At 46.6% G+C, this 24,643-nt stretch carries 21 protein-coding genes; 10 read left to right on the plus strand and 11 right to left on the minus strand.

Annotated elements, in window-relative coordinates; translation table 11 throughout:
* Positions 1-215: 215 nt before the first annotated feature.
* Positions 216-1,082 carry an urea carboxylase-associated family protein gene (locus DN730_RS17310; RefSeq protein WP_115469395.1) on the minus strand — a complete coding sequence of 289 codons (867 nt, stop codon included), beginning with the start codon at positions 1,080-1,082 and terminating at the stop codon, positions 216-218.
* A gap of 96 nt (positions 1,083-1,178) precedes the next feature.
* Between DN730_RS17310 and DN730_RS17315 the strand changes: the two genes are divergently transcribed.
* A complete protein-coding gene (locus tag DN730_RS17315) occupies positions 1,179-2,051 on the plus strand; it encodes a LysR family transcriptional regulator (RefSeq protein WP_115469396.1) in 873 nt (290 codons plus the stop codon).
* Here the strand turns inward: DN730_RS17315 and sfsA are convergent.
* Positions 2,016-2,723: a DNA/RNA nuclease SfsA gene (sfsA, locus tag DN730_RS17320; protein ID WP_115469397.1), complete on the minus strand. Its 708-nt coding sequence runs from the start codon at positions 2,721-2,723 to the stop codon at positions 2,016-2,018. The two genes, DN730_RS17315 and sfsA, sit on opposite strands and share 36 nt — an antisense overlap.
* A 579-nt stretch (positions 2,724-3,302) precedes the next feature.
* Between sfsA and DN730_RS17325 the strand changes: the two genes are divergently transcribed.
* The 3 genes from DN730_RS17325 to DN730_RS17335 all read left to right on the plus strand — a co-directional run bounded on the left by DN730_RS17325 (position 3,303) and on the right by DN730_RS17335 (position 6,859).
* On the plus strand, positions 3,303-4,226 hold the full coding sequence (locus DN730_RS17325; protein WP_115469449.1) for a SphA family protein: 924 nt from the start codon (positions 3,303-3,305) through the stop codon (positions 4,224-4,226).
* Positions 4,227-4,464: 238 nt separating this feature from the next.
* Positions 4,465-5,427: a LysR family transcriptional regulator gene (locus tag DN730_RS17330; RefSeq protein WP_115469398.1), complete on the plus strand. Its 963-nt coding sequence runs from the start codon at positions 4,465-4,467 to the stop codon at positions 5,425-5,427.
* A 214-nt stretch (positions 5,428-5,641) separates the two neighbouring features.
* Entirely contained in the window at positions 5,642-6,859 is a 1,218-nt protein-coding gene (locus DN730_RS17335; RefSeq protein WP_115469399.1) for an MFS transporter, read from the plus strand.
* A gap of 54 nt (positions 6,860-6,913) precedes the next feature.
* Here DN730_RS17335 and DN730_RS17340 read toward each other — a convergent pair whose 3' ends face one another.
* Positions 6,914-8,434 carry an MFS transporter gene (locus DN730_RS17340; protein ID WP_245958004.1) on the minus strand — a complete coding sequence of 507 codons (1,521 nt, stop codon included), beginning with the start codon at positions 8,432-8,434 and terminating at the stop codon, positions 6,914-6,916.
* 85 nt (positions 8,435-8,519) lie between these two features.
* Here DN730_RS17340 and DN730_RS17345 point away from each other — a divergent pair, with 85 nt between their 5' ends.
* The gene (locus tag DN730_RS17345; protein ID WP_115469401.1) at positions 8,520-9,053 is read left to right on the plus strand and encodes a TetR/AcrR family transcriptional regulator; all 534 of its coding nucleotides are present in this window, start codon (positions 8,520-8,522) and stop codon (positions 9,051-9,053) included.
* A 119-nt stretch (positions 9,054-9,172) separates the two neighbouring features.
* Here DN730_RS17345 and DN730_RS17350 read toward each other — a convergent pair whose 3' ends face one another.
* A complete protein-coding gene (locus DN730_RS17350) occupies positions 9,173-9,610 on the minus strand; it encodes a MarR family winged helix-turn-helix transcriptional regulator (RefSeq protein WP_115469402.1) in 438 nt (145 codons plus the stop codon).
* Between the two features lie 88 nt (positions 9,611-9,698).
* Here DN730_RS17350 and DN730_RS17355 point away from each other — a divergent pair, with 88 nt between their 5' ends.
* Genes DN730_RS17355 through DN730_RS17365 form a run of 3 tightly spaced genes read left to right on the plus strand, consistent with a single transcriptional unit; the run spans position 9,699 to position 11,012 of the window.
* Positions 9,699-10,136, plus strand: a complete 438-nt coding sequence (locus DN730_RS17355; RefSeq protein WP_115469403.1) for a hypothetical protein — start codon at positions 9,699-9,701, stop codon at positions 10,134-10,136.
* Between the two features lie 4 nt (positions 10,137-10,140).
* Entirely contained in the window at positions 10,141-10,497 is a 357-nt protein-coding gene (locus DN730_RS17360) for a c-type cytochrome (RefSeq protein WP_115469404.1), read from the plus strand.
* The gene (locus DN730_RS17365; RefSeq protein ID WP_115469405.1) at positions 10,494-11,012 is read left to right on the plus strand and encodes a cytochrome b; all 519 of its coding nucleotides are present in this window, start codon (positions 10,494-10,496) and stop codon (positions 11,010-11,012) included. The genes DN730_RS17360 and DN730_RS17365 overlap by 4 nt, the downstream gene beginning before the upstream one ends.
* Before the next feature lie 471 nt (positions 11,013-11,483).
* Here the strand turns inward: DN730_RS17365 and guaA are convergent, their stop codons facing one another.
* Positions 11,484-13,061, minus strand: a complete 1,578-nt coding sequence (gene guaA, locus DN730_RS17370; RefSeq protein ID WP_115469406.1) for a glutamine-hydrolyzing GMP synthase — start codon at positions 13,059-13,061, stop codon at positions 11,484-11,486.
* Positions 13,062-13,158: 97 nt separating this feature from the next.
* The gene (gene guaB / locus DN730_RS17375) at positions 13,159-14,631 is read right to left on the minus strand and encodes an IMP dehydrogenase (RefSeq protein ID WP_115469450.1); all 1,473 of its coding nucleotides are present in this window, start codon (positions 14,629-14,631) and stop codon (positions 13,159-13,161) included.
* Positions 14,632-14,723: 92 nt separating this feature from the next.
* Between guaB and xseA the strand changes: the two genes are divergently transcribed.
* Together xseA and DN730_RS17385 are read left to right on the plus strand one after the other, a co-directional pair.
* Positions 14,724-16,076: an exodeoxyribonuclease VII large subunit gene (gene xseA, locus DN730_RS17380; RefSeq protein ID WP_115469407.1), complete on the plus strand. Its 1,353-nt coding sequence runs from the start codon at positions 14,724-14,726 to the stop codon at positions 16,074-16,076.
* 80 nt (positions 16,077-16,156) lie between these two features.
* The gene (locus DN730_RS17385) at positions 16,157-17,038 is read left to right on the plus strand and encodes an EamA family transporter (RefSeq protein ID WP_115469408.1); all 882 of its coding nucleotides are present in this window, start codon (positions 16,157-16,159) and stop codon (positions 17,036-17,038) included.
* A 31-nt stretch (positions 17,039-17,069) separates the two neighbouring features.
* Here DN730_RS17385 and DN730_RS17390 read toward each other — a convergent pair whose 3' ends face one another.
* The 5 genes from DN730_RS17390 to DN730_RS17410 are packed head-to-tail and all read right to left on the minus strand — an operon-like array spanning position 17,070 to position 24,587.
* On the minus strand, positions 17,070-18,383 hold the full coding sequence (locus DN730_RS17390) for a gluzincin family metallopeptidase (RefSeq protein WP_115469409.1): 1,314 nt from the start codon (positions 18,381-18,383) through the stop codon (positions 17,070-17,072).
* A gap of 14 nt (positions 18,384-18,397) precedes the next feature.
* Complete coding sequence (locus tag DN730_RS17395) at positions 18,398-19,570, minus strand: cupin-like domain-containing protein (protein ID WP_115469410.1); 1,173 nt, start codon at positions 19,568-19,570, stop codon at positions 18,398-18,400.
* A 34-nt stretch (positions 19,571-19,604) separates the two neighbouring features.
* A complete protein-coding gene (locus DN730_RS17400; protein ID WP_115469411.1) occupies positions 19,605-21,023 on the minus strand; it encodes a TolC family protein in 1,419 nt (472 codons plus the stop codon).
* Positions 21,020-22,375, minus strand: coding sequence for an HlyD family secretion protein (locus DN730_RS17405; RefSeq protein ID WP_158541235.1), 1,356 nt, complete (start codon positions 22,373-22,375; stop codon positions 21,020-21,022). The genes DN730_RS17400 and DN730_RS17405 overlap by 4 nt, the downstream gene beginning before the upstream one ends.
* Complete coding sequence (locus tag DN730_RS17410; protein ID WP_158541236.1) at positions 22,359-24,587, minus strand: peptidase domain-containing ABC transporter; 2,229 nt, start codon at positions 24,585-24,587, stop codon at positions 22,359-22,361. Before DN730_RS17410 ends, DN730_RS17405 begins: the two co-directional genes overlap by 17 nt.
* Positions 24,588-24,643: the final 56 nt, after the last annotated feature.

Below are 24,643 nucleotides of genomic sequence, written 5' to 3' on the forward strand. Positions count from 1 at the left end.
ATTATCTATTTTAAAGAGCGTTGCTAACCGCTGAGTTGTTTAAGCTTGGTCAGTTACTTCGTTGTTTTGAAGCCCTGTCCGTGTCAGCGAGGGCGTATATTAAGGATCTACAGATTTAGTGCAAGTACTTTTTGAAAGTTTTTTCTATAAATCTATTATTTATTCATTACACTCCTTTCCTGCTCATTTTAAAAACAGCAGTCCATCTAATATCTCTAGATCTGATCCTTTTTAGCTTGCCAATCAATCGCTGGGGACGCCAAGCCATGCATTCCTTTATAAGCAGGCGACACTGGAGGCACCCAACACTCTAGGGCCTGGTCATCAAGCTTGTAGATATCCACCTCCAGAGGATGGCAAGTCGATAGAGGATCTTGCCCATCACGACCGAGAAAATCCACAGAGAGATCTCCTCCAGGACAGCATGACATAGCGCAAAGTAAATCGATCTCCGCAAAGAACTCTAAGAAGTCGCCCTTTTTAGCCGGACAAGGCTTCATAAAGTACTGATCATCATTATTCAATCCAGTACACTGAAATACATTTAGTACATCATGCACATCAAACTCTGTTAATCCATACGGCAGAATCGCACGAACCAAATTTGAGTGACAATGAAAATCAAAGTCTTCACCTGTTAGTAGATAATTCACATAAGGATCACAACGCGTGCCTAACAGATCATGTACTCGACCACCATCTGCATCCTCGCCATAATCCTCCAACGTATCTTCTATAATAGTCGCCATTGGTCTTAAAAAGGGTAAGGTTGACCATAAACGGTCATACGTACTGACGTGTGCGCGTTGAAGCTGTCGTGTACGAGAGGCCCACATTCGTTCACGAGGATCATGAAGATTCCACATGTTAAAATCACCAACTTGCGGCCCTTCTGGTACGCGTATACGAAACACATGACCTGCTGGTACTTTCCAAGCCACTCCATCCCGCATGGGCACACGAACAGTATCAACAAGTGTCCTATTTGCATTTCCCTCTTTTAAGGAATTATAAAATGCCTTATTTATCGCCAATTTTGACCCAGGCCCACTACGATAAGCCGCCTCAACATGATTCCCCATGACAAACTCCCTTAAAATGAATTGACTCAAGATTAACGAAAGAGGAAAGTATTAAAAACTGAACAATCTTAAATACACTTAAATATTTTAAAGTGAATGATTCCCTATAATGCTTTAAAGACGTTTCAGCTTGTTATTCAACAGCGCAGCCTCCGCAGTGCTGCAGAAAAACTACACCTAACGGAATCGGCCGTCAGCCACCAGTTAAAAAAGCTTGAGGAAACGCTAGGCGATACGCTTCTATATAAAGAGGGCCGAAGACTGAAAGCAACACCAAAGGGGCTAGCACTTGCCCAGCGTTTACAGGCTCCTTTTGCGGAAATAGAGCATCATGTATCTGCTTTCAAAAATGATACACGCAACGATATTGAGATTTTTTGCCTACCTTCCCTAATTAGTTGTTGGCTGATGCCTAAACTGGTCACCTTTAGTCGGCGTAACCCTGATATCTCGGTTTCTTTAAATTATTTGCAGTCTATGCCAACCTTTATTGATAGCCATGCCATCTGTATACGTAGCATTGAACCAACAGAACCTGCCTCTCTCCCGACGTATACACTATTTTCAGGCGAAACAATTCCCGTATGCAGCCCTCTTTATCTCAACCAAAAAGGATCGATAACAATCACTGATGAACTTTTACAACACGAGCTGCTTCATGATAAAAACACGCTAAGCTGGGAGCATTGGCTGTCTGACCACGGACTTCATTTGAGAGAAAAACCGCAGCACATTTTTGAAGATTTTCACCTGTTAAAAACGGCGACACTTGCCGCCCAAGGAATATCCCTATGCCCCGCAATACTGATTGAAGAAGAACTAGCGAACGGCCAACTCGTCAAATTATTCAGCCAGAAAGGAAACATTGGTAGGCAATATGTAGTGGAAACCAATAACCACCCCAATCACTCGATTAAGAAGCTGTTGAATATGCTAATCGTCCAAAATAACCGGAATGGCATGCGTTAAAGACATCTCAAACTCGTTAATTTCTGTTCGATAGGCGCAAACCTCTACACCTTTATTAACCGCGGAACTTAATGCTTGTGCATATTTCTCATCTATATGCCGAGCGGCAGACACCGAGTCAATACCCGTATGTGAAACACAAAACAATAATACCGCCCGATGACCCTGTTGCACCATTTTCTCAAGCTCACTTAAATGCTTACGGCCGCGCTCAGTCACCGCATCAGGAAAATACCCAAGTCCATCTTCCTCTAGCAGCGTGACGCTTTTGACTTCCACATAACACAGTTCACCAGACTCTTTGCTCAACATCCAATCAATACGACTTGCGTCACCGTATTTAACTTCCGACTTCTGGTTATCGTACCCCGCCAGCTCCACTATCACGCCATTGCGAATGGCCTCTCCCACCACTTTATTTGGCAGTCCTGTATTAATGCAGGCTAAGTGGGCTTGATCAACCTCAACCAACTGCCATGTATAGGCCAACTTAAGTTTGGGGTTATCACTCTTGGACACCCAGACTCTCGCATTTTCTTGCTGACAACGACGCATAGACCCAGTATTGGGGCAGTGAGCCGTAATCACTGCTCCCGTATCCAATTCAATATCTGCAAGAAAACGTTTATAACGCTTAATCAAACGTCCAGAAAGCAAACGAGGTAGCTCCATATCCACTCCACAAAAAAGCGCCTACAAAGCAACCACTCTGCAAGCGCCTTAAAATTACTTATCACTTTATCTATTAAACGTGGCGGGACCGTTTTCTAAACCCAGCACGCACCAATACATAAAGCACACCCAACATACCACCAAATAGCACAACAGCGATCACAATAATCGGCTTCTTACTATCGCTGGAAAAATCACTAAATGGCACAACGGCTTAGATTGGGTCATCTACTACATCCTACATACATCTAAAACAATCCGTCACACATTACCAATCATTTGCGACGTGGACCAGTCAAATAAACGTAAGTGTGTCATGAAACACAACAAACAGCATAACTTTCAACCTCTTAACTGAGTCGACTGATATAAAGCCTCCCCCTGAAACCCAACAAAATCGCTTTAGCAAACCTAGCCAACCGAATAAGCCGACCAGGGCTGAGCACAGAAAACATTATGCAAAAATTGTTACATAATATAACAATTAGAACTATCAACTATCCTGTTTGGGATATGAGTGCCACTCCAAAGCTTGTCATGCTGCATATGAGTTTTATAAAAAAAATGAAAGAGGAACGTATGAAAGCAACTAAATTAAGCTCACTTATCGGCATCGGAGCCAGCCTTCTCATTGCTCAATCAGCACTTGCTACAGAGAACGGAGCCCCGACCACAGCACCAGGTATCTATGGATTTGGAGCAGGCTTTATGCCACCTGTTACCGACATTGGCGCCTTCGCAGTACGTGGCTCCATCTACAATGCAGACAAGAACCTAGACGGTAACGGCGACGATAGCTTGACCGACTTCTCGCAATCCGTCAAAGCTTTGTCATTAACCTACTTGAAAATGACAGAGAAAACCTTCCAAAATGCCAGCTATGGGTATGGCCTTGTGATTCCGTTCGTAGAGCTGGATATCGACGGCAAAGTACCTAACGCTCCGGTTACCGTCTCTGGGTCAGACGCTGGCATCGGTGACATCCAAGTGATTCCATATATTCTTCAATGGCATCCATCAGCCAATCTAGCAACTAACACTCAACTACAGATACAAATCCCAACGGGTAACTATGACAAAAATGATACCATCACCACAGGTCTCAACCATTGGGCATTTTCTCCAGCATTTAACTTCACCTACCTCACCGACTCCGGCTTCGAGGTATCGTCCAGCTTCCAGATAGACATCAGTACTGAAAACAAAGACACAAATTACACCAACGGTATTGAATACCGCCACGAGTTCGCGATCGGACAAGCTTTTAACGATTGGACACTTGGTGTAGGCGGCTTTATCTACAAGCAATTAACTGATGACAAAGGTCCAGCAAGCAGCAACATCGTGGATGGCAACCGAGCTGAAGCAATCGCAATAGGGCCGGAACTTAGCTTCTTCCGCCCAGGTCTACCTTTAGTATCATTCCATGCATACAAAGAGATCAGTGCAAAAAATCGTACGCAGGGCTATTCAGCCGCATTACTGGTTTCGCAAAGCTTCTAACGATTGAAACAGGATCATGTCGACGATAGTCATCCCCTTTTCTATCGTCGCCATGATCCTGCGGATTCGTTACCCAATGGCAACATTGTAAATACCGCCCATTTCAATCGTTTTATCTACTATCCAAAATAGCCACCTGGGTTCCCACGTCTAAGCTAAACCTACTACCAATTTAAAAGGTGTTTTCCGCCCATTATTGGTTACACTGTCAGTATTGTTAAAAGGCTTAAGACTGGGTATGAGAGTAGAAGAGATTTATCGTCGGGATTTAAACCTGTTGGTCGCGTTGCAAGTGTTGGTTGAGGAACGCAGCGTCAGTAAAGCAGCAGAGCGTTTGAACTTGAGTCAGTCCGCCATGAGCCGCGTACTAGGGCGATTGCGCAGCTTGTTATCCGACCCAGTGCTAACACGCCAAGGGCAACATTTAGTCCCGACCGAGAAAGCACTATCAATAAACAAGGCGCTAGAAGAACCGCTTGGCTCTCTACGACAGCTCTTGTCTCCTATTGATTTTGACCCCAAATCTTGTGATCAAACCTTCACAATTGTTACAACAGACTATGCCATGCAAACCATTTTACCCTTTGCATTGCCGCGCATTTACCAAGAGGCTCCGCATGTCGCGTTTGAGCTTCTACCTCTACAAGATGACCGCCTAAAAGAACAGCTAACTTACGGCCGAGCCGACCTCGCGATTTGCCGACCGACCCACTCTATTGAACCATTGCAATACGGGGCACTTGGGCGCGTTGGCGTATCGTGTTTGCTCTCTAAACACCATCCGCTTGCGAATCAACAAATGTGTTTGGATGACTATTTGCATTATCCGCACGCCATGATTGCGATCAGTGATGGTGTAAAAGCGCTTATCGAGCAAGCACTAGAGGATAAGCCGAAGCGGCGCATGGTCCTCAGCGCCTATCATTTAGAAGCCGCGTTAGCGATTATTGATATGATGCCACTCATTATCACAGTACCCGCAGATTTAGCACACTTAGTTTCTGAGCGTTATGACCTGGTCGTCAAACCTCTACCTTTTCATTTTACGCCATTCGATTACTCCATGATCTGGCATCCGCGTTGCGACCATTCGCCAGCACAAGAATGGCTAAGAAGTATCGTCAAAGAAGAGTGTGGCAAACTGATTGCTAACCGTGTCGTAGAAATGGGGCTGGATACGAGCACTGATTCCATACCCTAACGCCAAATAAGCGCAGATTTTAATCTATGTATAATCTGCATAGATCCCTTCACTTTTTATCATTTGAGTCCCCCCTGAATACTCTCTAAACTCCGCCAATCTTGTCATTGAGCGCATAGGCATACTTGCTTGGTTCCATGTGGTGAAACTGCCACACGCTTAACAGTGGACATAACAAGTACCCCATCAACATAAGCATTATTAAGAGCAATTTATGTTTACTTTCCGGTTTCCACTCCTCGTTTGGCTAGGCATAGGGATATTGATTACCAGCTTAGGAATCAGGCAATCCTTTGGTATTTTCATGATGCCGATCACAGACTACTTTCACACAGGGCGGGAGTTCTTCAGCTTTGCCATTGCCTTACAAAACTTACTGTTTGGAGCATTCCAACCGTTTGTAGGTATGGCCGCTGACCGATGGGGCCCCAAGCGTATTATCATTTTAGGAGCCATCGCTTACGCCTCAGGCTTGTATTTAACCTCGATCACCGTCGAGCCCACTATGATGTACCTAACACTAGGTGTCCTTGTTGGGTTTGGGTTAAGCGCCACCAGTTACGTAATCGTATTGGGAGCCATCGCGAAAGTGGTACCCGCTCAACATGCAGCGAAAGCATTTGGTCTAACCACTGCGGCTGGGTCATTTGGCATGTTTGCAATGATCCCTGGTGCGCAAACCATGCTGAGCATTTACGACTGGCAAAGCGCCCTGCAAATCTTCGCAGTTCTATGTAGCTTCATCGTGGTGTTTGCCCTATTCATCAACACCACTAAAAAGGAAGAGGCGCATACCGCCACTCCAGTACACGAAGACACGCAAACAATAAAAGAAGCGTTGAAGGAAGCATTCGCTCATAAAGGCTATTGGTTAATTCATATTGGCTTTTTTGTATGTGGCTTCCATGTCATGTTTATCGCCACACATCTACCAAGCTATGTATTAGATAAAAACCTACCGGCCTCTACCGCTGCGATGGCACTGGCATACGTCGGTATATTCAACATCCTTGGCTCCTACTTCTGGGGCGCCATGGCAGACCGTTATAGCAAACATTACGTCATGTCAGCGCTGTACTTCGTACGAACCGCTGTCATCGCGGCGTTTGTACTGATACCAACGACTGAGCTAACGGCTGGTATCTTCGGTGCCGCAATCGGCTTTTGTTGGCTAGGGACCGTACCTATTACCTCAGGCTTAGTGCGCCAGATATTTGGTGCGCGCTACCTATCGACATTATATGGTTTGGTTTTTTTCTCACATCAAGTAGGTAGCTTTTTGGGGGCTTGGGTTGGCGGCGTCATCTACGACTACTACGGCTCATACGACCCAATTTGGTGGTCAGCCGTCGTGCTTGCGTTTATCTCGGCATTGATCCACTTACCCATCAATGACAAGCCTGTGCCACGATTAAGAATGGCAGCAGCATAATGCCCGAAGGCTCCCAACATAAGATATTGGGAGCCCTTTCTTTAGACCCTAGATTCACAAATGCTGACCCGTGCTCTTGTTCGTCCCTGCTAACAGGAAGAACACCAGAACAGCCAGCCCCGCGACCAATGCCGCAGCCGTCATCAGCAGTACCGAGTGCGTAGCCGAAAAAGCCGCCTTGCCCGCCGCAACCAATGCCGCCGCTTGATCATCGGAAAGCTGTCGAGCAACTAAGTACGTATCTCCCATCGACACAGCCGCCTGATCAGCAAGACCAGATGGCAAGCCAACCTGTGCCGTAAGGTTACGCCCGAAAATTACCGACATAAACACACCGAACACAGTGATACCGAGACCTGTGCCCAATTCGTACCCTGTTGCCTCCAACGACCCCGCAGCACCGCCCTTGCTCGCGTCAACCGAACTCATAATAGCGATGGATGACGCGGTGAGGCCAACACTGAGAGCCAAGCCCAGTAGGGCCAGCAGCACAGGCACCATTACTCCCAGAGCATGAAAGTCCAGCACAGCAAGCCAACCTAGCGACAGAGCAGCCGCCACCATCGACAAGCAAGCCACTGGCCGCAGCCCATACTGAGCCGATAACCAGCCCGCTACTGGCCCTCCTACTGCCGCCGCTGCCATGATAGGAATCATGAATACACCTGCCTGAAGAGGCGTTTTATCTAAGACATATTGCAGCTCCTGCGCCAACGTCAACTCAACCCCCGCCAATGCACCACTCGCAACCACCGCCATGATGATGCCCGCGACAATGGCAGGATGGCCAAACAAGGACAGATCCAACATGGGCGTGGCGGCGTGCAACTGCTTGCGCGCAAACAGAACCAACATTGCCACCCCAAAAACCAACGTCAGCAACACCACAGTCAGGGATTGCTTGCCAGCAAATCCCGTCTTAGCCGCATACACCACCGCAATCATGCCCATCACTAACAACAAAGCTTGGCCAATCGGCCAATGACCAGACGTCGTTTGCTCCTCACGCGACAGCAATAGCCAGCAGGCTGGCGCAACGATCAGCATCACAGGCACATTGATCAGAAACACCGCCCCCCACCAGAAATGCTCCAATAGCGCACCGCCAATTAATGGACCCACCGCCGCACCAGCGGCGCCAACGGTCCCCCATAATCCGAGCGCCAGCCCTCGCTCCTTCTCGTCCTCAAAGGTACGGCGGATAATGCCCAGCACACACGGCATGATCATGGATCCCCCCAACGCCAGCATAACGCGCGCCCCTATCAGCATCTGCGCAGTAGGCGCAAATGCGGTCGCAGCAGAAGCAACCCCAAAGATCAACAAGCCAATCAACAAGATTCGGCGGTTACCCACTTTGTCAGCCAGCGTCCCCATCGGCACCAGCAAACCCGCCATTAACAATGGGTAAATGTCGATGACCCACAACACTTGGTTATTGGTCGCACCCAACGCTTGAGTTAACCTAGGCACAGCCACATGCAAAATGGTCATGTCGAGAACGACGGGTAGAAATGCCAACATCACAGCCAGCAGAATCAGCCATCGCCTGGGGTTTGGAGTGCAGTAAGACACATATTCACCTATAATTTGCGCGTTCTTCAAAATTTAAATACGACCGTATTTAAATGAATAATAGTGGGGTTAGAAGAGAAAGACAATGGGTAGAAAACCAACCATCTCACGAGACGGGCTGCTAGACGTGGCCGAAGAGCTGGTGCGTCAGCAAGGCGGCGGAGCACTCACCATCGGCGCTTTAGCCAAGGCAGCAGGGATTTCCAAAGGCGGTGTGCAGTATTCATTCGCCAACAGGGACGACTTAGTGAGCAGCCTCGTTGACCGCTGGATAAGTCGCTTCGACGCCATGCTAGGCGACACTGAGACGCTCGACCCAGTCGACTTTATCCGACGCTACATCGCCGCGACACGCACCTCACAACAGGCAATGGACGCGAAAATTGCCGGCCTAATGGTCAACTACCTAGAAAACCCTGAGCACCTGAAAGAAACACGTGATTGGTACCGAGGTATTTTTGATCGACTAGCCAGCACATCGCCAAATGCCCAAGCCGCACGAGTGGCCTTCCTAGCCGTCGAAGGACTCTTCCTCCTACGCATCAACGGCATCGATGAAGACGGCGAATGGACGAGCTTTCTGGACGATGTAGAGGCAGTACTCACGCGCTTGGTGTGACTTATTTCTATTAAGTGGCATGATCTTCAGATTAAACTCGACAAATCGATAGGATACTAATGCCAAAAATAGTAAATATTCCTTTAAGCGATTTAAATTAGTTGCCTTCTAAAAGGACGCTACTTATCAAAATATTTAACCATTTTCTGGATGGTATTATATGTAATATCCAACTCATCTCGGGTGAGCTTTGTCGCCACTTCCGTTGCCCATAATGCTTGTCTGTGATCAAGCAAATCATAAATGCGTTTACCCTCAACAGTCAGAGCTATGTGCTTCGCACGCTTATGATTTGGGTTGTCAATAAACTTTACTAAACCGTCTTTCGCCATCACATCCACGATTCTTTGACTGGCCTGCCGACTTTGCCCCATTGCTCGACCTATTTCCGGAACAGTGAGCAGTACATCTGACTTTTCTATTGCTCCCATGATTTTCCAGCGAGCACTACTTAAACCAAACTCTTCACTCATTCGATCGCCTTCTAAATTGAGCGCGCCGCTGACCTTAAATATTGCCAGTACGATCTTAGTGAAAACTGCACCATCTGAATCCATAATCCCTCCCTCACAAATATTGACAACACATTGTCAATTGATCTAGATTGACAATATATTGTCATATCATACTATGCAGGTAAAGAACATGAAACAAATCGTCCACCGAATCGCAGCAGTAACAGCAACCCTATGTGTTGCAACCTTTTTTGTTACTACCTTACTGGTTGAACTATTTGGTTCGATTGAAGCAATCAGGCAAGTGAAGTCTCTTATCGTTTTTCCAGGTTTATTCATTTTGGTTCCAGCCATTGCACTAACAGGCGCGACAGGGTTCTCTTTGTCAAAACAACGTTCAGGAAAAATAGTTAACAGGAAGAAAAAACGTATGCCTTTTATTGCCTTGGGCGGTGTTTTTGTCCTTATTCCTGCCGCCATATTTCTTAATCAATGGGCTGCTGAAGGAAACTTTAATACCCAATTCTACTTGCTTCAAGCTACTGAACTGATAGCTGGCGCAGTCAATCTCACACTCATGACAATGAATATTATTGACGGTAGAAAACTCGTTTTTAAAGAGAGGTAAGCTAATGAAGCTCATAAGTCATTTCGGGTATATAACTCAGGTTGTGGTGCTGTTTGCACTGTTGCTTACTCCTAGCATGACAGTATTTGCAGATGAAACAACATTTCAAAAAGTATGTAGCTCATGCCACTCAGGAGGAATCAAAGGCTGGTTATCAGGTGCACCAAATGTAAAAAAAGGGGAAGAATGGACTAAGTATCATCAGCGCCATAATAAAAAGGAAATGATGGCCATCGTAATGAATGGGCTAAATGGGCACAAAATAAAAGGCGGCTGCAAAAGCTGCTCTGATGATGAGATCAAAGGAGCGCTGAAGTACATCTTTTCAAATACAAAAGTGCATAACAAGGAGTTAGAATGAAACGCTATTCTCCCGTTCTAGTCGCACTGCATTGGATTTCAGCCTTAGTCATCACAATAGCTCTGTTCATGGGATTTGATATTGCGGCACTTTCCAACGAACTTGACCTCAAGGTTGATCGTATAGTAGTCCATGCCATTGCAGGAATTATGATTGGTTGCGCTTTTTTGCTCCGATTGACCATTAAGTGGCTACGACCAAGCAGCGTACCGAGCTACACAAAGCGCTCTATGGTAGAGAGAGTAGCCAAAATCTATCATGCAGGTCTATATATTCTTGTTCTGGCTGTAGTCATTAGCGGTATTACAATGGCGTTCAAAGTGGATTTCCCAAATATTGTGGCGCAAGGAAGCACATTACCAGATGAGTTAACCTTTCTTGTGTCAAGACAGTTGCATGGACTACTAACGCGAATACTATTAGTCGCAGTAATCATCCATATCCTAGCGTCACTATATCACCAACTAATTCTAAAGGATCACTTATTCACACGGATGTGGTTTGGAAAACGATAGTATTTTAGTAGAGTAATATTAAATGCACTATCAGAGTCATGGTCAAGGTTATGGAGGCAGTCATGGCTATGCAGCATGATGATCGATTTCAATTAGATAACTGTGTTGTAGTCAACTCCTGAAACCGCTGAGCCTCCTCCTCATTCCGTATTGGATTAAACTGAATGAGGAGGAGAAGTAATTGAGGACAGTGGAACCACCAACTCAATTAATAACTACTTTTCTAAGTGTGACTTTAACGATTGCCCAGCTTGAACCAGCACATTTTGAACAGCAGGCAGGATATGCGCAAGAACTAATCATCTGCCGGAGCCAGATTAAAACCGCCAAATGTCATGATATTGCGAAAGCGACCTAATCAAGGGAAAGACCAACGCATCGACTGTAGGGATTAGACACAAAAAAGCCCGCTAGATAGCGGGCTTGGGCGTGCTTATTGCAGTTCAGTGCAAGGTGTTACCTAACGCTGAATTATTCCCACTCGATGGTTGCTGGTGGCTTAGACGATACGTCGTAGGTCACGCGGGAGATGTGTTCGATTTCGTTGATGATACGACCAGACACTTTCTCTAGCAGCTCGTACGGTAGGTGTGCCCAGCGCGCAGTCATGAAGTCGATGGTTTCAACAGCGCGAAGTGCGACCACGTATTCGTAACGGCGGCCGTCGCCTACCACACCCACAGATTTCACTGGTAGGAATACCGCGAACGCTTGGCTTGTTTTTTCGTACCAGCCTGCGTTGCGAAGCTCTTCAATGAAGATAGCGTCGGCACGACGTAGGATGTCGGCGTATTCTTTCTTCACTTCACCCAAAATACGCACACCAAGGCCTGGCCCTGGGAATGGGTGACGGTAGACCATGTCGTATGGTAGGCCTAATTCAAGACCTAGCTTACGCACTTCGTCTTTGAATAGCTCACGCAGTGGCTCGACCAGTTGCATCTTCATGTCTTCTGGTAGGCCGCCAACGTTGTGGTGCGATTTGATCACGTGCGCACCACCTGTTTTACCGGCAGCGGATTCGATCACGTCTGGGTAGATTGTACCTTGCGCTAAGAATTCCACTTCTTTTAGAGTCGCCGCTTCTTCATCAAAGACTTCGATGAAGGTATTGCCGATCACTTTACGTTTCGCTTCTGGGTCGGATACGCCGCTCAATTTACCAAGGAACAAGTCCTCAGCGTCAACGCGGATCACGTTAACACCCATGTTCTCTTTGAACATCGCCATGACTTGGTCGCCTTCGTGAAGACGAAGTAGGCCGTTGTCTACGAACACACACGTTAGCTGGGTGCCGATCGCTTTGTGTAGCAACGCGGCGACAACCGATGAATCCACACCGCCAGACAAGGCAAGCAATACTTTTTTATTGCCAACCTGTGCTTGCATACGCTCGATTGCATCTTGCGCGATGTTCGCAGGCGTCCAAAGGGTTTCACAGTTACAAATGTCCACGACAAAGCGCGAAAGGATACGGCCACCTTGCAGCGTATGGGTCACTTCTGGGTGGAACTGAAGACCGTAGAATTTTTTCGCTTCGTTCGCCATAGCAGCAATTGGACAGCTTTCAGTTGAAGCCATTAAGGCAAAGCCTTCAGGCATATCAACCACTTTGTCACCGTGGCTCATCCACACATCAAGCAAAGCCACACCATTGTTAGCAACATGATCTTCGATGTTTTCTAACAGAGAATAGCTGCCGTGGGTGCGAATTTGCGCGTAACCAAACTCACGAACTTCCGATCCTTGGACTTTACCGCCCATTTGCTCGGCCATGGTCTGCATGCCGTAACAAATACCTAATACAGGTACACCAAGTGTGAAAACTGCTTCAGGGGCACGAGGCGAACCTTCTTCTGCAACTGACTCAGGGCCACCTGCTAGAATGATGCCTTTCGGAGCAAAGTCGATGATCTCTTGGTCGTCCATATCAAACGCACGAACTTCACAGAAAACACCAATTTCACGTACGCGACGAGCAATCAGCTGCGTGTACTGTGAACCAAAATCAAGAATAAGAATTTTATGAGCGTGGATATCTTGCGACATTATTAGCTAGTCCTTCGCCCCTACACTGTAAGAGCCATATAAAAAAAAAAGAAGATGGGGCGCGATACGCCCCATCTTGGTTTTTCATCAATCAGGCTTAACCACCGGCTTGGTAGTTAGGAGCCTCTTTCGTGATGGTCACGTCATGAACATGGCTCTCGCGCATGCCCGCACCCGTGATTTGAGAGAATTGCGTCTTAGTACGCATTGTCTCAATGTCTGCTGAGCCAGTATAACCCATTGAAGAACGCACGCCGCCCATCAATTGATGTACCACGGCAGCCATCGGACCTTTAGAAGGTACGCGACCTTCAATACCTTCCGGTACAAGCTTCTCAACACCACTGCTTGCGTCTTGGAAGTAACGGTCAGAAGAGCCTTGTGATTGAGACATCGCGCCAAGAGAGCCCATGCCGCGGTAGGCTTTGAATGAGCGACCTTGGAATAAGACTACTTCACCTGGTGCTTCGTCCGTACCTGCTAATAGGCCACCGACCATGATGACGCTTGCGCCAGCCGCAATGGCTTTAGCGATGTCACCAGAGAAACGCACGCCACCATCAGCGATAACTGGAATGTTGCGCTCGTTCATCACCGCTGCCACATTGGCAACCGCGCTGATTTGCGGCACACCTACTCCCGCAATGATACGAGTGGTACAGATCGAGCCTGGGCCGATACCGACTTTCACACCGTCAGCGCCTGCATCCGCTAGCGCAATCGCAGCTTCCGCTGTCGCAATGTTGCCACCGATCACTTGTACTTGAGGGAAGTTTTCTTTCACCCAACGCACGCGATCGATCACGCCTTTTGAATGGCCGTGAGCGGTATCAACCACAATCACGTCAACGCCCGCTTCCGCTAGCGCTTTAACGCGATCACCAGTGTCAGCGCCTGTACCAACGGCTGCACCAACGCGCAGGCTGCCGTTTTCGTCTTTACAAGCATGAGGATAAGTTTGAGCTTTATTGATATCCGTTACTGTCACCATGCCGCGCAATTCAAAGTTGTCGTTAACAACCAATACTTTTTCAATGCGGTGTTCGTGCAACAGTTTACGGATCGAGCCGCTTGAAGCGCCTTCAAGAACCGTCACCAAACGCTCTTTTGGCGTCATGATGTCTGCGACCGTTTTATCAAAGTCTTTGATGAAGCGAACATCACGGCTGGTAACGATACCAACTAGGTCTTTACCTTCTACAACTGGTACGCCTGAGATGTTGTTGGCAGCCGTTAGATCCATTAGCTCGCGAACCGTCGCACTTGAATGAATCGTCACCGGATCTTTAACGATGCCGCTTTCGAATTTTTTCACTCGACGAACTTCAGCTGCCTGTTGCTCAATCGTCAAGTTTTTGTGGATAATGCCAATACCGCCTTCTTGTGCAAGAGCAATCGCCATGCGGTGTTCTGTCACCGTATCCATGGCAGAAGAAACAAGAGGGAGATTCAGTTCGATATCCTTAGTCAGGCGAGTTTTTAGGCTCACGTCCTTCGGAAGAACTTCAGAATAGCCGGGGATAAGCAATACGTCGTCAAACGTTAAAGCTTGTTGCGCAATTCGTAACATAATAGGGAATTTCCAATGCCAACTGGGTTTCAAGATGGCAAGTAATTCTACTCCAACATTATGAATCGGTAAATCAAAACCACGAGACATTGATGAAAAAATTTACAACTTTGCACAGTTCGGAACCCACATTCAGCGTCTCAGAATTAAACCGGCAAATTCAGCAATTACTGGAAGCCAGTTTACCGTGGATTATGGTGGAAGGAGAGATCTCAAATATTGCAAAACCTGGCTCAGGGCATTGGTATTTCTCCCTGAAAGACGACCGAGCACAAATCCGTTGCGCCATGTTCAAAGGCAAAAATGTCGCGGTGCGATTCAAACCCAAAGATGGCGACCTCGTACGCTTACGAGCACGAGTCACCTTTTATGGCGCGCGCGGTGATTGCCAGCTTGTGGTCGAAGGCATGGAAGCGGCAGGAGAAGGCGCCCTGCAAGCAGCCTATGAACGCCTAAAACATCAATTACAAATGGAAGGCCTGTTCGATCCAGCCCACAAAAAGCCCCTTCCCACTCGGCCCGAGCGTGTCGCCATCATTACCTCTGCTCAAGGTGCTGCTGTGCGCGATATGGTCATTGCATTCCGCCGCCGTTTTCCTCTGACTGAATTAACGGTTTTACCAACCCTTGTCCAAGGCCATGGTGCCGCCAGTAACATCCAACGCCAACTGGAACGCGCCGATTCAAGCGGCCACTTTGATGCCATTATTGTCGGTCGTGGCGGTGGTTCATTGGAAGATCTATGGAGTTTCAACGACGAATCCCTCGCGCGCGCCATTTTCCAAGCGAAGACGCCTATCGTCTCCGCTGTTGGCCATGAAGTGGACTTCACTATTTGCGATTTTGTCGCCGATGTACGAGCGGCAACGCCGACTGCCGCTGCCGAATTACTCAGCCCAGATGTACGCGATCTACAGCAAAAAATTGCACATTTCGAGCAGCTATTCACCCGTCGGTTTGAGCAAACATTACAGCAGCATCAACAACGCTTGGATTTTTTAGTACGTCGAATTCGCCACCCTAAAGAGCGCATCGAGCAACAACAACAGCGTTTAGCGCAAGCTCAAAAAGGTCTACAAAAAGCGCTCGCAAATCATTTAGAGCAACGTAAAGTGCGCCAAAGCCATGCTTTGCAACGGCTTATTGCTGCTACGCCTCAAAAAGCGATTGTCGCCCACCAAGACCGCATAGCCGCCTTAGAACAACGACTGGGCCAAGCGCTAACGAATACACTCGCTCGCAAACAAGACCGCTTTGCCAGCCTCGCTGAAAAGCTTCACTTAGTCAGCCCACTCAATACGTTGTCGCGGGGCTATGCCATCGCCCGACATGGCGAGCAAGTCATCCGATCTAAAGACGACGTTGCAAAGGGTGACGCCATCGAAATTAAGGTACAAGATGGCACCATTGACTGTCTTGTAAACGCCACGCATGCTGGAGGTTAAGCTCCTCGGTTATTCCTTTATTCAAGCGCCTCTATACCGTTAGAGTATTGCTATATAATCCAACGCTCTAAGGACGCACTGTGACCCCAAAAGATTTATTACTCGGCATCGCTATCATTTTTGCTTGGGGGTTCAACTTTGTCGTCATCCGTTGGGGCTTAGATGAAATGAGCCCAATGATGCTAGGGGGCATGCGCTTCTTAGTGCTCGCATTTGTCGGGTCGTTTTTCTTTGCTCGCCCGAAAACACCATTCAAATGGTGGGTTATCTACGCACTCTCGCTAAACTTTGGGCAATTTGCACTCCTTTTCAGTGCCATGACATTCGGCATGCCAGCAGGGCTTGCCTCTCTCGTGCTTCAATCCCAAGCCATCTTCACCTTAATTTTCTCCGTGCTGCTGTTAAAAGAGTACGTTCGCCCTTATCAAATACTCGCCATCGGCATTGCTTCCGCAGGCTTAGCGGTTATTGGTGCTGGGGGAGAAGATACTACGATGACCGCACTCGGCTTTGCTCTGACGCTCGCCGCTGCATCAAGCTGGGCTTTGGGTAACATTACGACGAAAGCCATTATTCAAAAAGGCTATGAAGCCAACCTCAGCCTGATTGTGTGGAGCTGTTGGATCACCCCACTGCCCTTTTTCATCTGCGCCTATTTTATTGATGGCATAGATGTCATGTGGGCGGATATCGTCAACATAAACCTAAAGGTCGTCGCAACACTTGTCTACCTGTCTGTGATCGCAACGTTGGCGGGCTACGGCCTGTGGAGCCACCTGATGTCGCGTTACAGCGCTGGAACCGTGGCACCGCTATCATTGGGCGTCCCCGTCGTCGGACTCACCTCTTCCGCACTGTTACTTGGCGAGCAAGTAAGCTACCAACAATGGATCGGCATCCTGATCGTACTCACAGGACTCATGCTCAACACCTTCGGTGGCGCATTAAGACGCAAAAGATAGCGCAGAGCATAAGCCGTCGTTCTCAGGCATTCTAACGAAGAGCACACACTGCATCTGCGATGTCATCTTTACCGATTCTAGAAAAGGCTTCTGGATATATTAAGTAATAAAACGGGCTATTTACAATATGAGCCAGCTCTCGCCAACTTTTTAAAAACAGTCGATCAAACGCTACCGATTGAGAATAAAATTCTTGGTTTAGCTCTCGCCACAATAAAGAAACCGCTGTTGTATTGATTTCTTTTAGGCTGTAAAGCTTATACTCGAACAAAGCTAGGAGCCGATGACGGTGATACCACTCTATCTCTTGGCGCTTTTGCCACGTTGCAAGTACTTCCTGCAAGCCATGCTTTTCAAGCCAGTAACAGGCCACATGGTGTTCGAAATACAGCGCAATAGTCTCCGATAGCAAGGGGGAAATATCTTGTCTTAGTATATAGCGTTCGCGCACGATTTCTTGATGTACCAAATGCCCACATTCATGGGCGAGTAAGATAAGGGACTCCAGGTCATTTACGTAATTTAGCTGGATATAGGAGCCCGCTGGGGTATCCATACACATTGAAGGCTCGCCTGGTTTAAGCAAACGAATACGCCCGTCTGTGTACGCTTGACGTACTTTTTGCCCATATTGCTCATCAAGCGAAGCAAATGCTTGGCTAACAATAGCGATCCCTTCTACTAGCGAAAAGTGCAGCATGCTCCATGGCGTCCGCTCAATCTCTCTAAGTTGCTTAAGAGAAATAGGTTTATCCATCTTTGTCTGTGATATTAGATTATTAAAATAGTCTCGTGCGACAGCAAAGCACATTCCATCACTTAACTGCCTAACTATCTCTTTATTATCGAATGCAGATAAACGCTGAGTAAGCACCATAGGTGAGCTTTCTTCTAGGCACTTGGCTTGTTTGTGCTGTTTAGAGAGCACATCAAGGCTTAGCCCATTCGCTAAGCCCGTTGCGTCTGCTGCGGTGATGGGCGCTTCACCGTCGTTTAACAAGGCAAGCAGCCATGCAGGCTTAGAGGCTTCCGTTAACAGCGCTAGGGCTTCTTCAATAAAGCCATTGGTTTTTTCCGCTAACGTCTCTGCCAGCGGCGCTACAGCTTCTTTTAGACAAACAAAATATGGATCATTGTTTGACTCGATTAACTTAAGCGTCACAGCACTCTCTAACGCATCAAAGTGCTGATCCAGCATTTCATAGTGTTTCAGCCGCCAAACCAATGGTTTGTCTTTGTGCGCACAAAATTCATCAGCCAGTTGCTCTAGTTGTGCTCGCTTCTGAGGGAAGTCAGTTAGATTGTTTTGCAGCGCTAGCGGTGCCAAACACCAAGATTCAAGCATAAAGCACTCTCCTCTTAGTTAGCAGCTTGATTGTGTACACCCACAGGGAAATTGAGAAAATAACTCACCGAGAAAGTCGGGGAGTCCAAACAATACACAGCGTGGAACCAGCCAGCAGGCTGCACAAGAATTTCTCCCGGATGCAAAATCGCTTCGAGCCGCTTAGCCTGCTTAAACATAGGAAAGTGCTCGTAATTGGGCACTTCTGGCTTTACCCAACAGGGTTGGTAGTTATTGTATGCCTTCATAGGATAAAGACTGGCAGCTTGATCTGGTGAATAAAGAATCACTTTCTTGCGCCCCATGATCTGGTATAAAAAGCCATCCAGTGGATCACGATGCAAGCTGCTAGCGGGCACATTTACTGGCACAGAGCCCAGCCAGATTTGCGGTGGTGTATAATCATGGGTCGTGAAATACTGAGGCAAAAAGTCTTCGATCATTTGCCATGGCAGCGAACACCCTTCCGTATAAACTTTAGTATGCCCTTCGATGATTTCAGCGGCATCCTGTTGATCGTTCGATAATAATTGATCAACAAACTCGGCAACGGTTTCTTGTTGTGTTGCAGATTTAACACGCAACAAAACGTCCCCGTATTTTTCCTTCAGCTTGGTGAGGCTCCACTCAGAATGAGGCACGTCGACAGGTGCATTGCGAATAACAAATGGCTGCTTTTTCTCTATCGCCTCAAGAATCTCCATTTCACTGGGACGATCCAAATAGAGAATGCCATCCGCAGCATACGCTTCCCGATAGTTCTCTGTTGCATCTTGAAAGGTATGCTGAGTCATAGCTGAGGGCTTTACCAAAGCCTTGGCTATATGATTGACAATGTTCAAATTCCCCGTCATATCCATATGGCCAATGATATCTGGGTCACGGTAGTCTACTGCTTCGACGTCCTCGACAATGCGCTCAGCCACGGATAATGGCATGTTAACCTGCGCCTCATAGCCGCCTTCCACTTCCTCAGATAAAAATAAACCCGATGAATTAAACTGGACAAAAAGTGTATGAGTATTGCCCTCGTCTTCGAATTCAAATTTACAGCTTCCAGATAGCTGTTCTGGGTTTTCAAAGCCATCAATTAAGGTTTGTGCAAACTCCCTTAGTTTAGGCTGCATCACAGGATTGACGTTGACCACGCGCTCTTCTGCTAAGCACGCTTCCTTGTGCATGTTCATTACGTATAACTCCTTGTTATATTAAAAGCCTATTTTATTTATTACTCGCGAATATTTGCCCAATATCGGACTGGGCGTAATAGCTTAATTGACTGAGTGACACCGCCAATGATTTCAGGGCGGATAGCCATTCTAGCTGTTTGTCCAATACATCCTGCTGCACATTTTCAAGCGAATAAAAATTAGCCCGACCGACTTTGTAACGTGAGCGCTGTTGCTCAAGTCCTTTCTTCGCTAGGTCTACCTGATGAGCCAGCACCGCGACCTGCTCATTCAGGTAACTAGCACGCTGGCTAAGAGAATAGTAGGAAAGCCTTAGCTGTTTCTTTACTTGGGCTTTTTCCAGATTCGCAACATCGGCCGTCGCACGTAATGCTTCAATTGTCTGATGGGTACTTTTATTCGTTAGCTCATAGGAAAAACGAATACCATAGGTGTTATTTTCCACATCAGGAGATGTGGCGAAGTGCTGCTTTTGATGCCGATAAAATAGATCCAGTTCAGGGACTAAGTCCTGCTCCTGCTGTTGCTGTTGGTATATGGCAGTATCATAAGAAAGCTCAGCCTGTTTTAGCTCTGGATGATGCGACATCCGTTCATTATCTATCTGTAACATTTGCGCTTGCAACGGCTCTAATAGTTGGCTCAATGAAGCGAAAGGTTGCAACTCTAAGGTATCGCTCAACCTTAGAGTTGCCAGTGCAGCCCGTTCCTGCAAAGCGATTTCCACCTTGGCACTGTCCACTTCAACTTGCTGTTGCTGCACTTCTGCCAGTGCTTTTTCCACTTCATAAGGCGTGGCCTTCTCAGCTTGCATCATCTGCTCAGTAATCCGAGCTGTGTGTTGCATACTTTGCAATAGATCCGCTTGAACCTTCCAGTTTTCATAGGCTACTTGAAACTCAATAAACGCTTGTAAACTATCGCGCTGCACACTCAGATTAGACAGATCTCTTTGCGTTTCGAATTGCTGCCAAGCGTTTTGCGCAAGGCGTTTATCCAATTGCTGGAAATAAGGCGTATTATTTTTTAGCAGTGGCTGACTAAGCGTCAAACTCGTATCTCGGCCACTTTGACGCTTCGCTAAGCTATCACTGCCGAGTCCCTCACCTTCCAATACGCTTGTGGAGAGCGATAAGTTCGTTCCAACATCAGAGGTCCAACTGGCTTCAAGCCCTGCTTGCCATTGCTCATAATCCAATGATGTTCCTAAGCTATTGGTATGACTGTTTTGTATATTGGACACAGCCGTAACCGAAGGCTTCCAATACTCTTCCCCTACTTCTAGAGCGAGACGCTGAGCTTTTTGCTGAACTTCTAGTTGCCATAGCTGGTAGTTTTGCTGCTGTTGTAGTGCTAAAAACTGCGTCAGTGATAAAGCCTGTGCATTCGATACACTCGGCAATAGAGCAACACCACTCAGTAATAAGCCATTTAATAAATATTTTCTCATGATGGCTCACTCAACGCGGTACGCAGATACTTGGTAAACGGGTCGAAAATATAGTTGATTAAACGGCGCTCACCGGCCCGTATTTCGACACTTAAGACGCTACCAGGTCTTAGTAGAGCATCTCTTGAATCAGCCCTAAGCGCAGTAATTTCTGTAATTTTGCCCGTCATACGGTACACACGACCACTTGACTGATCACTTTTTTGCGACGAAGACGCAATAAAGGTGATCTCTCCCATCACATAGCCATGATCATCTGGATTATTCCCCAATGAACTGGCACGAAAAGTCATACCGGGCTCCACCCAGATGGCATAATTCGCAGGGATCTCAATATCAATCTCTAACTCATTTTCTGTATAAGACGGGCGAATCGACAATAAGGTAGTGGCTTCAGGAATACGTTCCTTATCCCCCTGAATCAGCATGGCATCAACCGTGCCATTGATCGGAGAAGTAATCCCTAAATCATGCTTCGAGCGTTCTAAGCTCTCCAATTGGAAGAAAGTGGTATGGTAATCATCTAACTGGTCATGAAGCCCGACTAGGCGCTCTAAAATATAAGCACTTTCCGTTTGCGCCTGTTCTTTTTCTAAACGTTCGCTCTCTGATTGCAGCGATACGATAGTCTCATTCACCGACTCTAGCTGAGATTGTAGTGATAGTAAGTTCGCTTGCGCCTGATCAAGGGTTGCTTTGCTTTCTATTTGCGTTTGATATAACTCTTGAATACGTTCCAGCTCCGTCTGTTGTAACGCTTCTCTTGCTTGTAAATTGGCATATTGGTTACGAGCAGAAGCCACTTGTTGGCTCAAGCTAGCACGCGCCTGCTGGTTTACCGCTATCGTATCTAAGAAGGGTCTGGAAAGATAAGACTGATAACCCAGACGCGCAATCGGATTATCGATTTGCGCTAGCCCAACAACCAGCTCTTGACGTGTATGAGCGTCCAGAAGGTCATTAATCTGATAAAAACGGGTCCATATATTTCGAGCTAAGTTTTCGAGCTGCTGCTTGGCTTGGTCTATTTTCAGATCAATCTGCTCTGAGTCAAACTGAACTAATAGATCGCCTTGTTGCACCTGAGATCCCTCTTGTACCAACACGCGAGAGATGAACCCAGGTTCCGTATTGCGCACTTCAAATATCTCAGCTTGGGTATCCAATACGCCTTGGGCTGGCACAATCTTATCCACTTTGAAGAAAGTGGCCCCGAGAATAGCCAGCGTAAAGCAGATAAAAATAATACACACCATGATCTTGAGATCAGAGGGTGTATTAAAGTGCCTACTGTACATAGGGTCGTCACTTAAAATATTCAGCGCGTGAATCTCTTTAAAACTGTATTGCACTGTCTTGCCCTTCTTCCATGATGGCATCTTGATTCAAAAGCAACGGAGTAACTTTATCATTGTCATCGCGAGACAACGAAGCCCACATAGTGCGGTAGCTATTCTCACCCGCTAGCAGCTCAGGGTGACTGCCAATGGCCTCCACCTCGCCTTGGTTCATCACCACCAATCGATCACAGTACGATAAGGTATTCAGACGATGAGCAATGATCAGCCCAGTTTTATCCTGACAAGCCTGATAAATGGTATCCTTTATCTTCTCTTCCGTTTGGTTATCCAAGGCGCTGGTAGCCTCATCAAACAACAAGATATCCGAATGACGCACCAAAGCACGGGCGATAGCAATTCGCTGCCGCTGTCCTCCAGATAAATTGCCACCATCCTCTGATAACTGAGTGAGAAATTTTTGTGGCATGTCATCGACAAAGCTGTCCGCCCCCGAGCCTTTTAACGCCTCTTGTATATCTTCCAAATCAGAGTTTAAACGACCTAAATGGACATTTTCCATCACCGACGTGTTAAACAAAAAGCTGGTCTGTTGAACAGAGGAGATGTGGGAACGCAACACATTTTCTGGCAATAGACCGATGTCATAACCATTAATCTTAATTTTGCCTTTGCTAGGACGATAAAAGCCCATTAGTAAGCTAGCTAAAGTCGATTTGCCTGAGCCACTGCTGCCAACTACTCCAAGGACTTCACCTTTTTTTACCGTAAAACTAACGCCCTTAAGCACATACCCATCATCTTCCAAAGATGTGTCTTCACTGGGATAGCGAAACCAAACATTCTCAAATTCAATATCGCCATTTAGATCCACATCTTTCGCATCCAGCTGCATCACGGGCGCCGTTGGGGGCACTAGTTCATTCAGTTTTTGGTTAGCCAGTTTAAAGTTTTCCCAACCACTGGCGGTCATCACCAGCGACACCAATGGATTCACCACATTACCTGCGAGCATATTAAACGCGATCAACTGGCCGATGGTCAGCTGATTAGCAAACACTGCCTGAGCGCCAAAGAAAATCACCACAATGGTAATTAACTGACTTTGAAACGACACCAACGCTCGCACTACATTGGAAAGACGCGCCACATTAAAGCTGCCATACAAATTGGTCTCTAAGGCAATATTAGCTCGGTTTCGAAAATATGACTCATTGGCTAATGACTTAATGGTTTTCATGCCTTTTAGAGTCTCAATCAGAGTGGATTGAAACCCTGCATCGTACCCATAAGCCTGCATCACTCGCTTACGAATTGGCTTTAACGCCACTGCAACAGTGGCGGCCATCAATATACCTATGCCTAAAACAATCCCCGTCAACTGAGCGCTATACATAAACAACACAGGTAAAACGACGATCAGCGAAATCACCGACACCACCGATGACAACGCCTGACGTACCAAAAAGTTTGAGGCTTCTTCTACTTGATCCACCAGTTTGGTTAGATCCCCAACCTTATTACGATCAAAATACGGCACCTCCATCGCCAATAAACGACGAAACACTTCTTTCCCTAAGCCATTTTGATATTTCGCGAACAACACATTTTCTTGGAAATCGTGATAGCACTGAAACACACTGGAAGCGACCGCAGCCAGTAATAATAAAACCACCACCACATATAAAGAGCCTGTGGCTGAATAAGGTAAAATTTTATCGGCAAAGGTTTGAAAGCCTAATGGTGTTGCTACGCCTAATAAAGCCATAAAAACTGCTGCGCCAATAATACTTAGAATAGTGGGGTTATGGGCAAAAAAGTGCTTAAACGTATAATTTACAGCCACTGTATTAGTATCCATCGTTTCATTGCCGAACATATTTTTTGGTTTAACAGCTGACTGAATATAAAAAGCTTGATCAACTAAATCGAACTCTTTGATAAGCTCAGCTAAAGAGGCTTGATGTCGAAAAATCTCCTCATTTACATTAAAATACTCAGTTAATGAATATTGATCACCTTGCTCCCTCCTCAACAGAAATGAATCGCCATCACTCGATACAACCATGATTTTCAAAGAGGATGAAAGATCAAGCTCCAACAACTTATCTAAATCATCGAGATAAAAATGGACATCATCACATTGCTTAAGTGCATTAATAACAATAGAAATTGCAATATGCCTATCAGATATCTTAGTACTAAGAGACAACCCCAAAAGAGAGCTCGAATCAACTTCACATGAGATCTGGTTAAGTTGATTCAAACAGTTCTCTTTCAATTTCACTGGAATAATCATAGAAAAATCAAAATACATTAAAA

This window comes from Marinomonas piezotolerans (genome assembly GCF_003362755.1).
Classification (GTDB): domain Bacteria; phylum Pseudomonadota; class Gammaproteobacteria; order Pseudomonadales; family Marinomonadaceae; genus Marinomonas; species Marinomonas piezotolerans.

Bases quoted from the DNA above. Each gene is read 5' to 3' on its own strand.
- DN730_RS17310 (WP_115469395.1), bottom strand. From the start codon at position 1,082: ATGGGGAATCATGTTGAGGCGGCTTATCGTAGTGGGCCTGGGTCAAAA.
- DN730_RS17315 (WP_115469396.1), top strand. From the start codon at position 1,179: ATGATTCCCTATAATGCTTTAAAGACGTTTCAGCTTGTTATTCAACAG.
- sfsA (WP_115469397.1), bottom strand. From the start codon at position 2,723: ATGGAGCTACCTCGTTTGCTTTCTGGACGTTTGATTAAGCGTTATAAA.
- DN730_RS17325 (WP_115469449.1), top strand. From the start codon at position 3,303: ATGAAAGCAACTAAATTAAGCTCACTTATCGGCATCGGAGCCAGCCTT.
- DN730_RS17330 (WP_115469398.1), top strand. From the start codon at position 4,465: ATGAGAGTAGAAGAGATTTATCGTCGGGATTTAAACCTGTTGGTCGCG.
- DN730_RS17335 (WP_115469399.1), top strand. From the start codon at position 5,642: ATGTTTACTTTCCGGTTTCCACTCCTCGTTTGGCTAGGCATAGGGATA.
- DN730_RS17345 (WP_115469401.1), top strand. From the start codon at position 8,520: ATGGGTAGAAAACCAACCATCTCACGAGACGGGCTGCTAGACGTGGCC.
- DN730_RS17350 (WP_115469402.1), bottom strand. From the start codon at position 9,610: ATGGATTCAGATGGTGCAGTTTTCACTAAGATCGTACTGGCAATATTT.
- DN730_RS17355 (WP_115469403.1), top strand. From the start codon at position 9,699: ATGAAACAAATCGTCCACCGAATCGCAGCAGTAACAGCAACCCTATGT.
- DN730_RS17360 (WP_115469404.1), top strand. From the start codon at position 10,141: ATGAAGCTCATAAGTCATTTCGGGTATATAACTCAGGTTGTGGTGCTG.
- DN730_RS17365 (WP_115469405.1), top strand. From the start codon at position 10,494: ATGAAACGCTATTCTCCCGTTCTAGTCGCACTGCATTGGATTTCAGCC.
- guaA (WP_115469406.1), bottom strand. From the start codon at position 13,061: ATGTCGCAAGATATCCACGCTCATAAAATTCTTATTCTTGATTTTGGT.
- guaB (WP_115469450.1), bottom strand. From the start codon at position 14,631: ATGTTACGAATTGCGCAACAAGCTTTAACGTTTGACGACGTATTGCTT.
- xseA (WP_115469407.1), top strand. From the start codon at position 14,724: ATGAAAAAATTTACAACTTTGCACAGTTCGGAACCCACATTCAGCGTC.
- DN730_RS17390 (WP_115469409.1), bottom strand. From the start codon at position 18,383: ATGCTTGAATCTTGGTGTTTGGCACCGCTAGCGCTGCAAAACAATCTA.
- DN730_RS17395 (WP_115469410.1), bottom strand. From the start codon at position 19,570: ATGAACATGCACAAGGAAGCGTGCTTAGCAGAAGAGCGCGTGGTCAAC.
- DN730_RS17400 (WP_115469411.1), bottom strand. From the start codon at position 21,023: ATGAGAAAATATTTATTAAATGGCTTATTACTGAGTGGTGTTGCTCTA.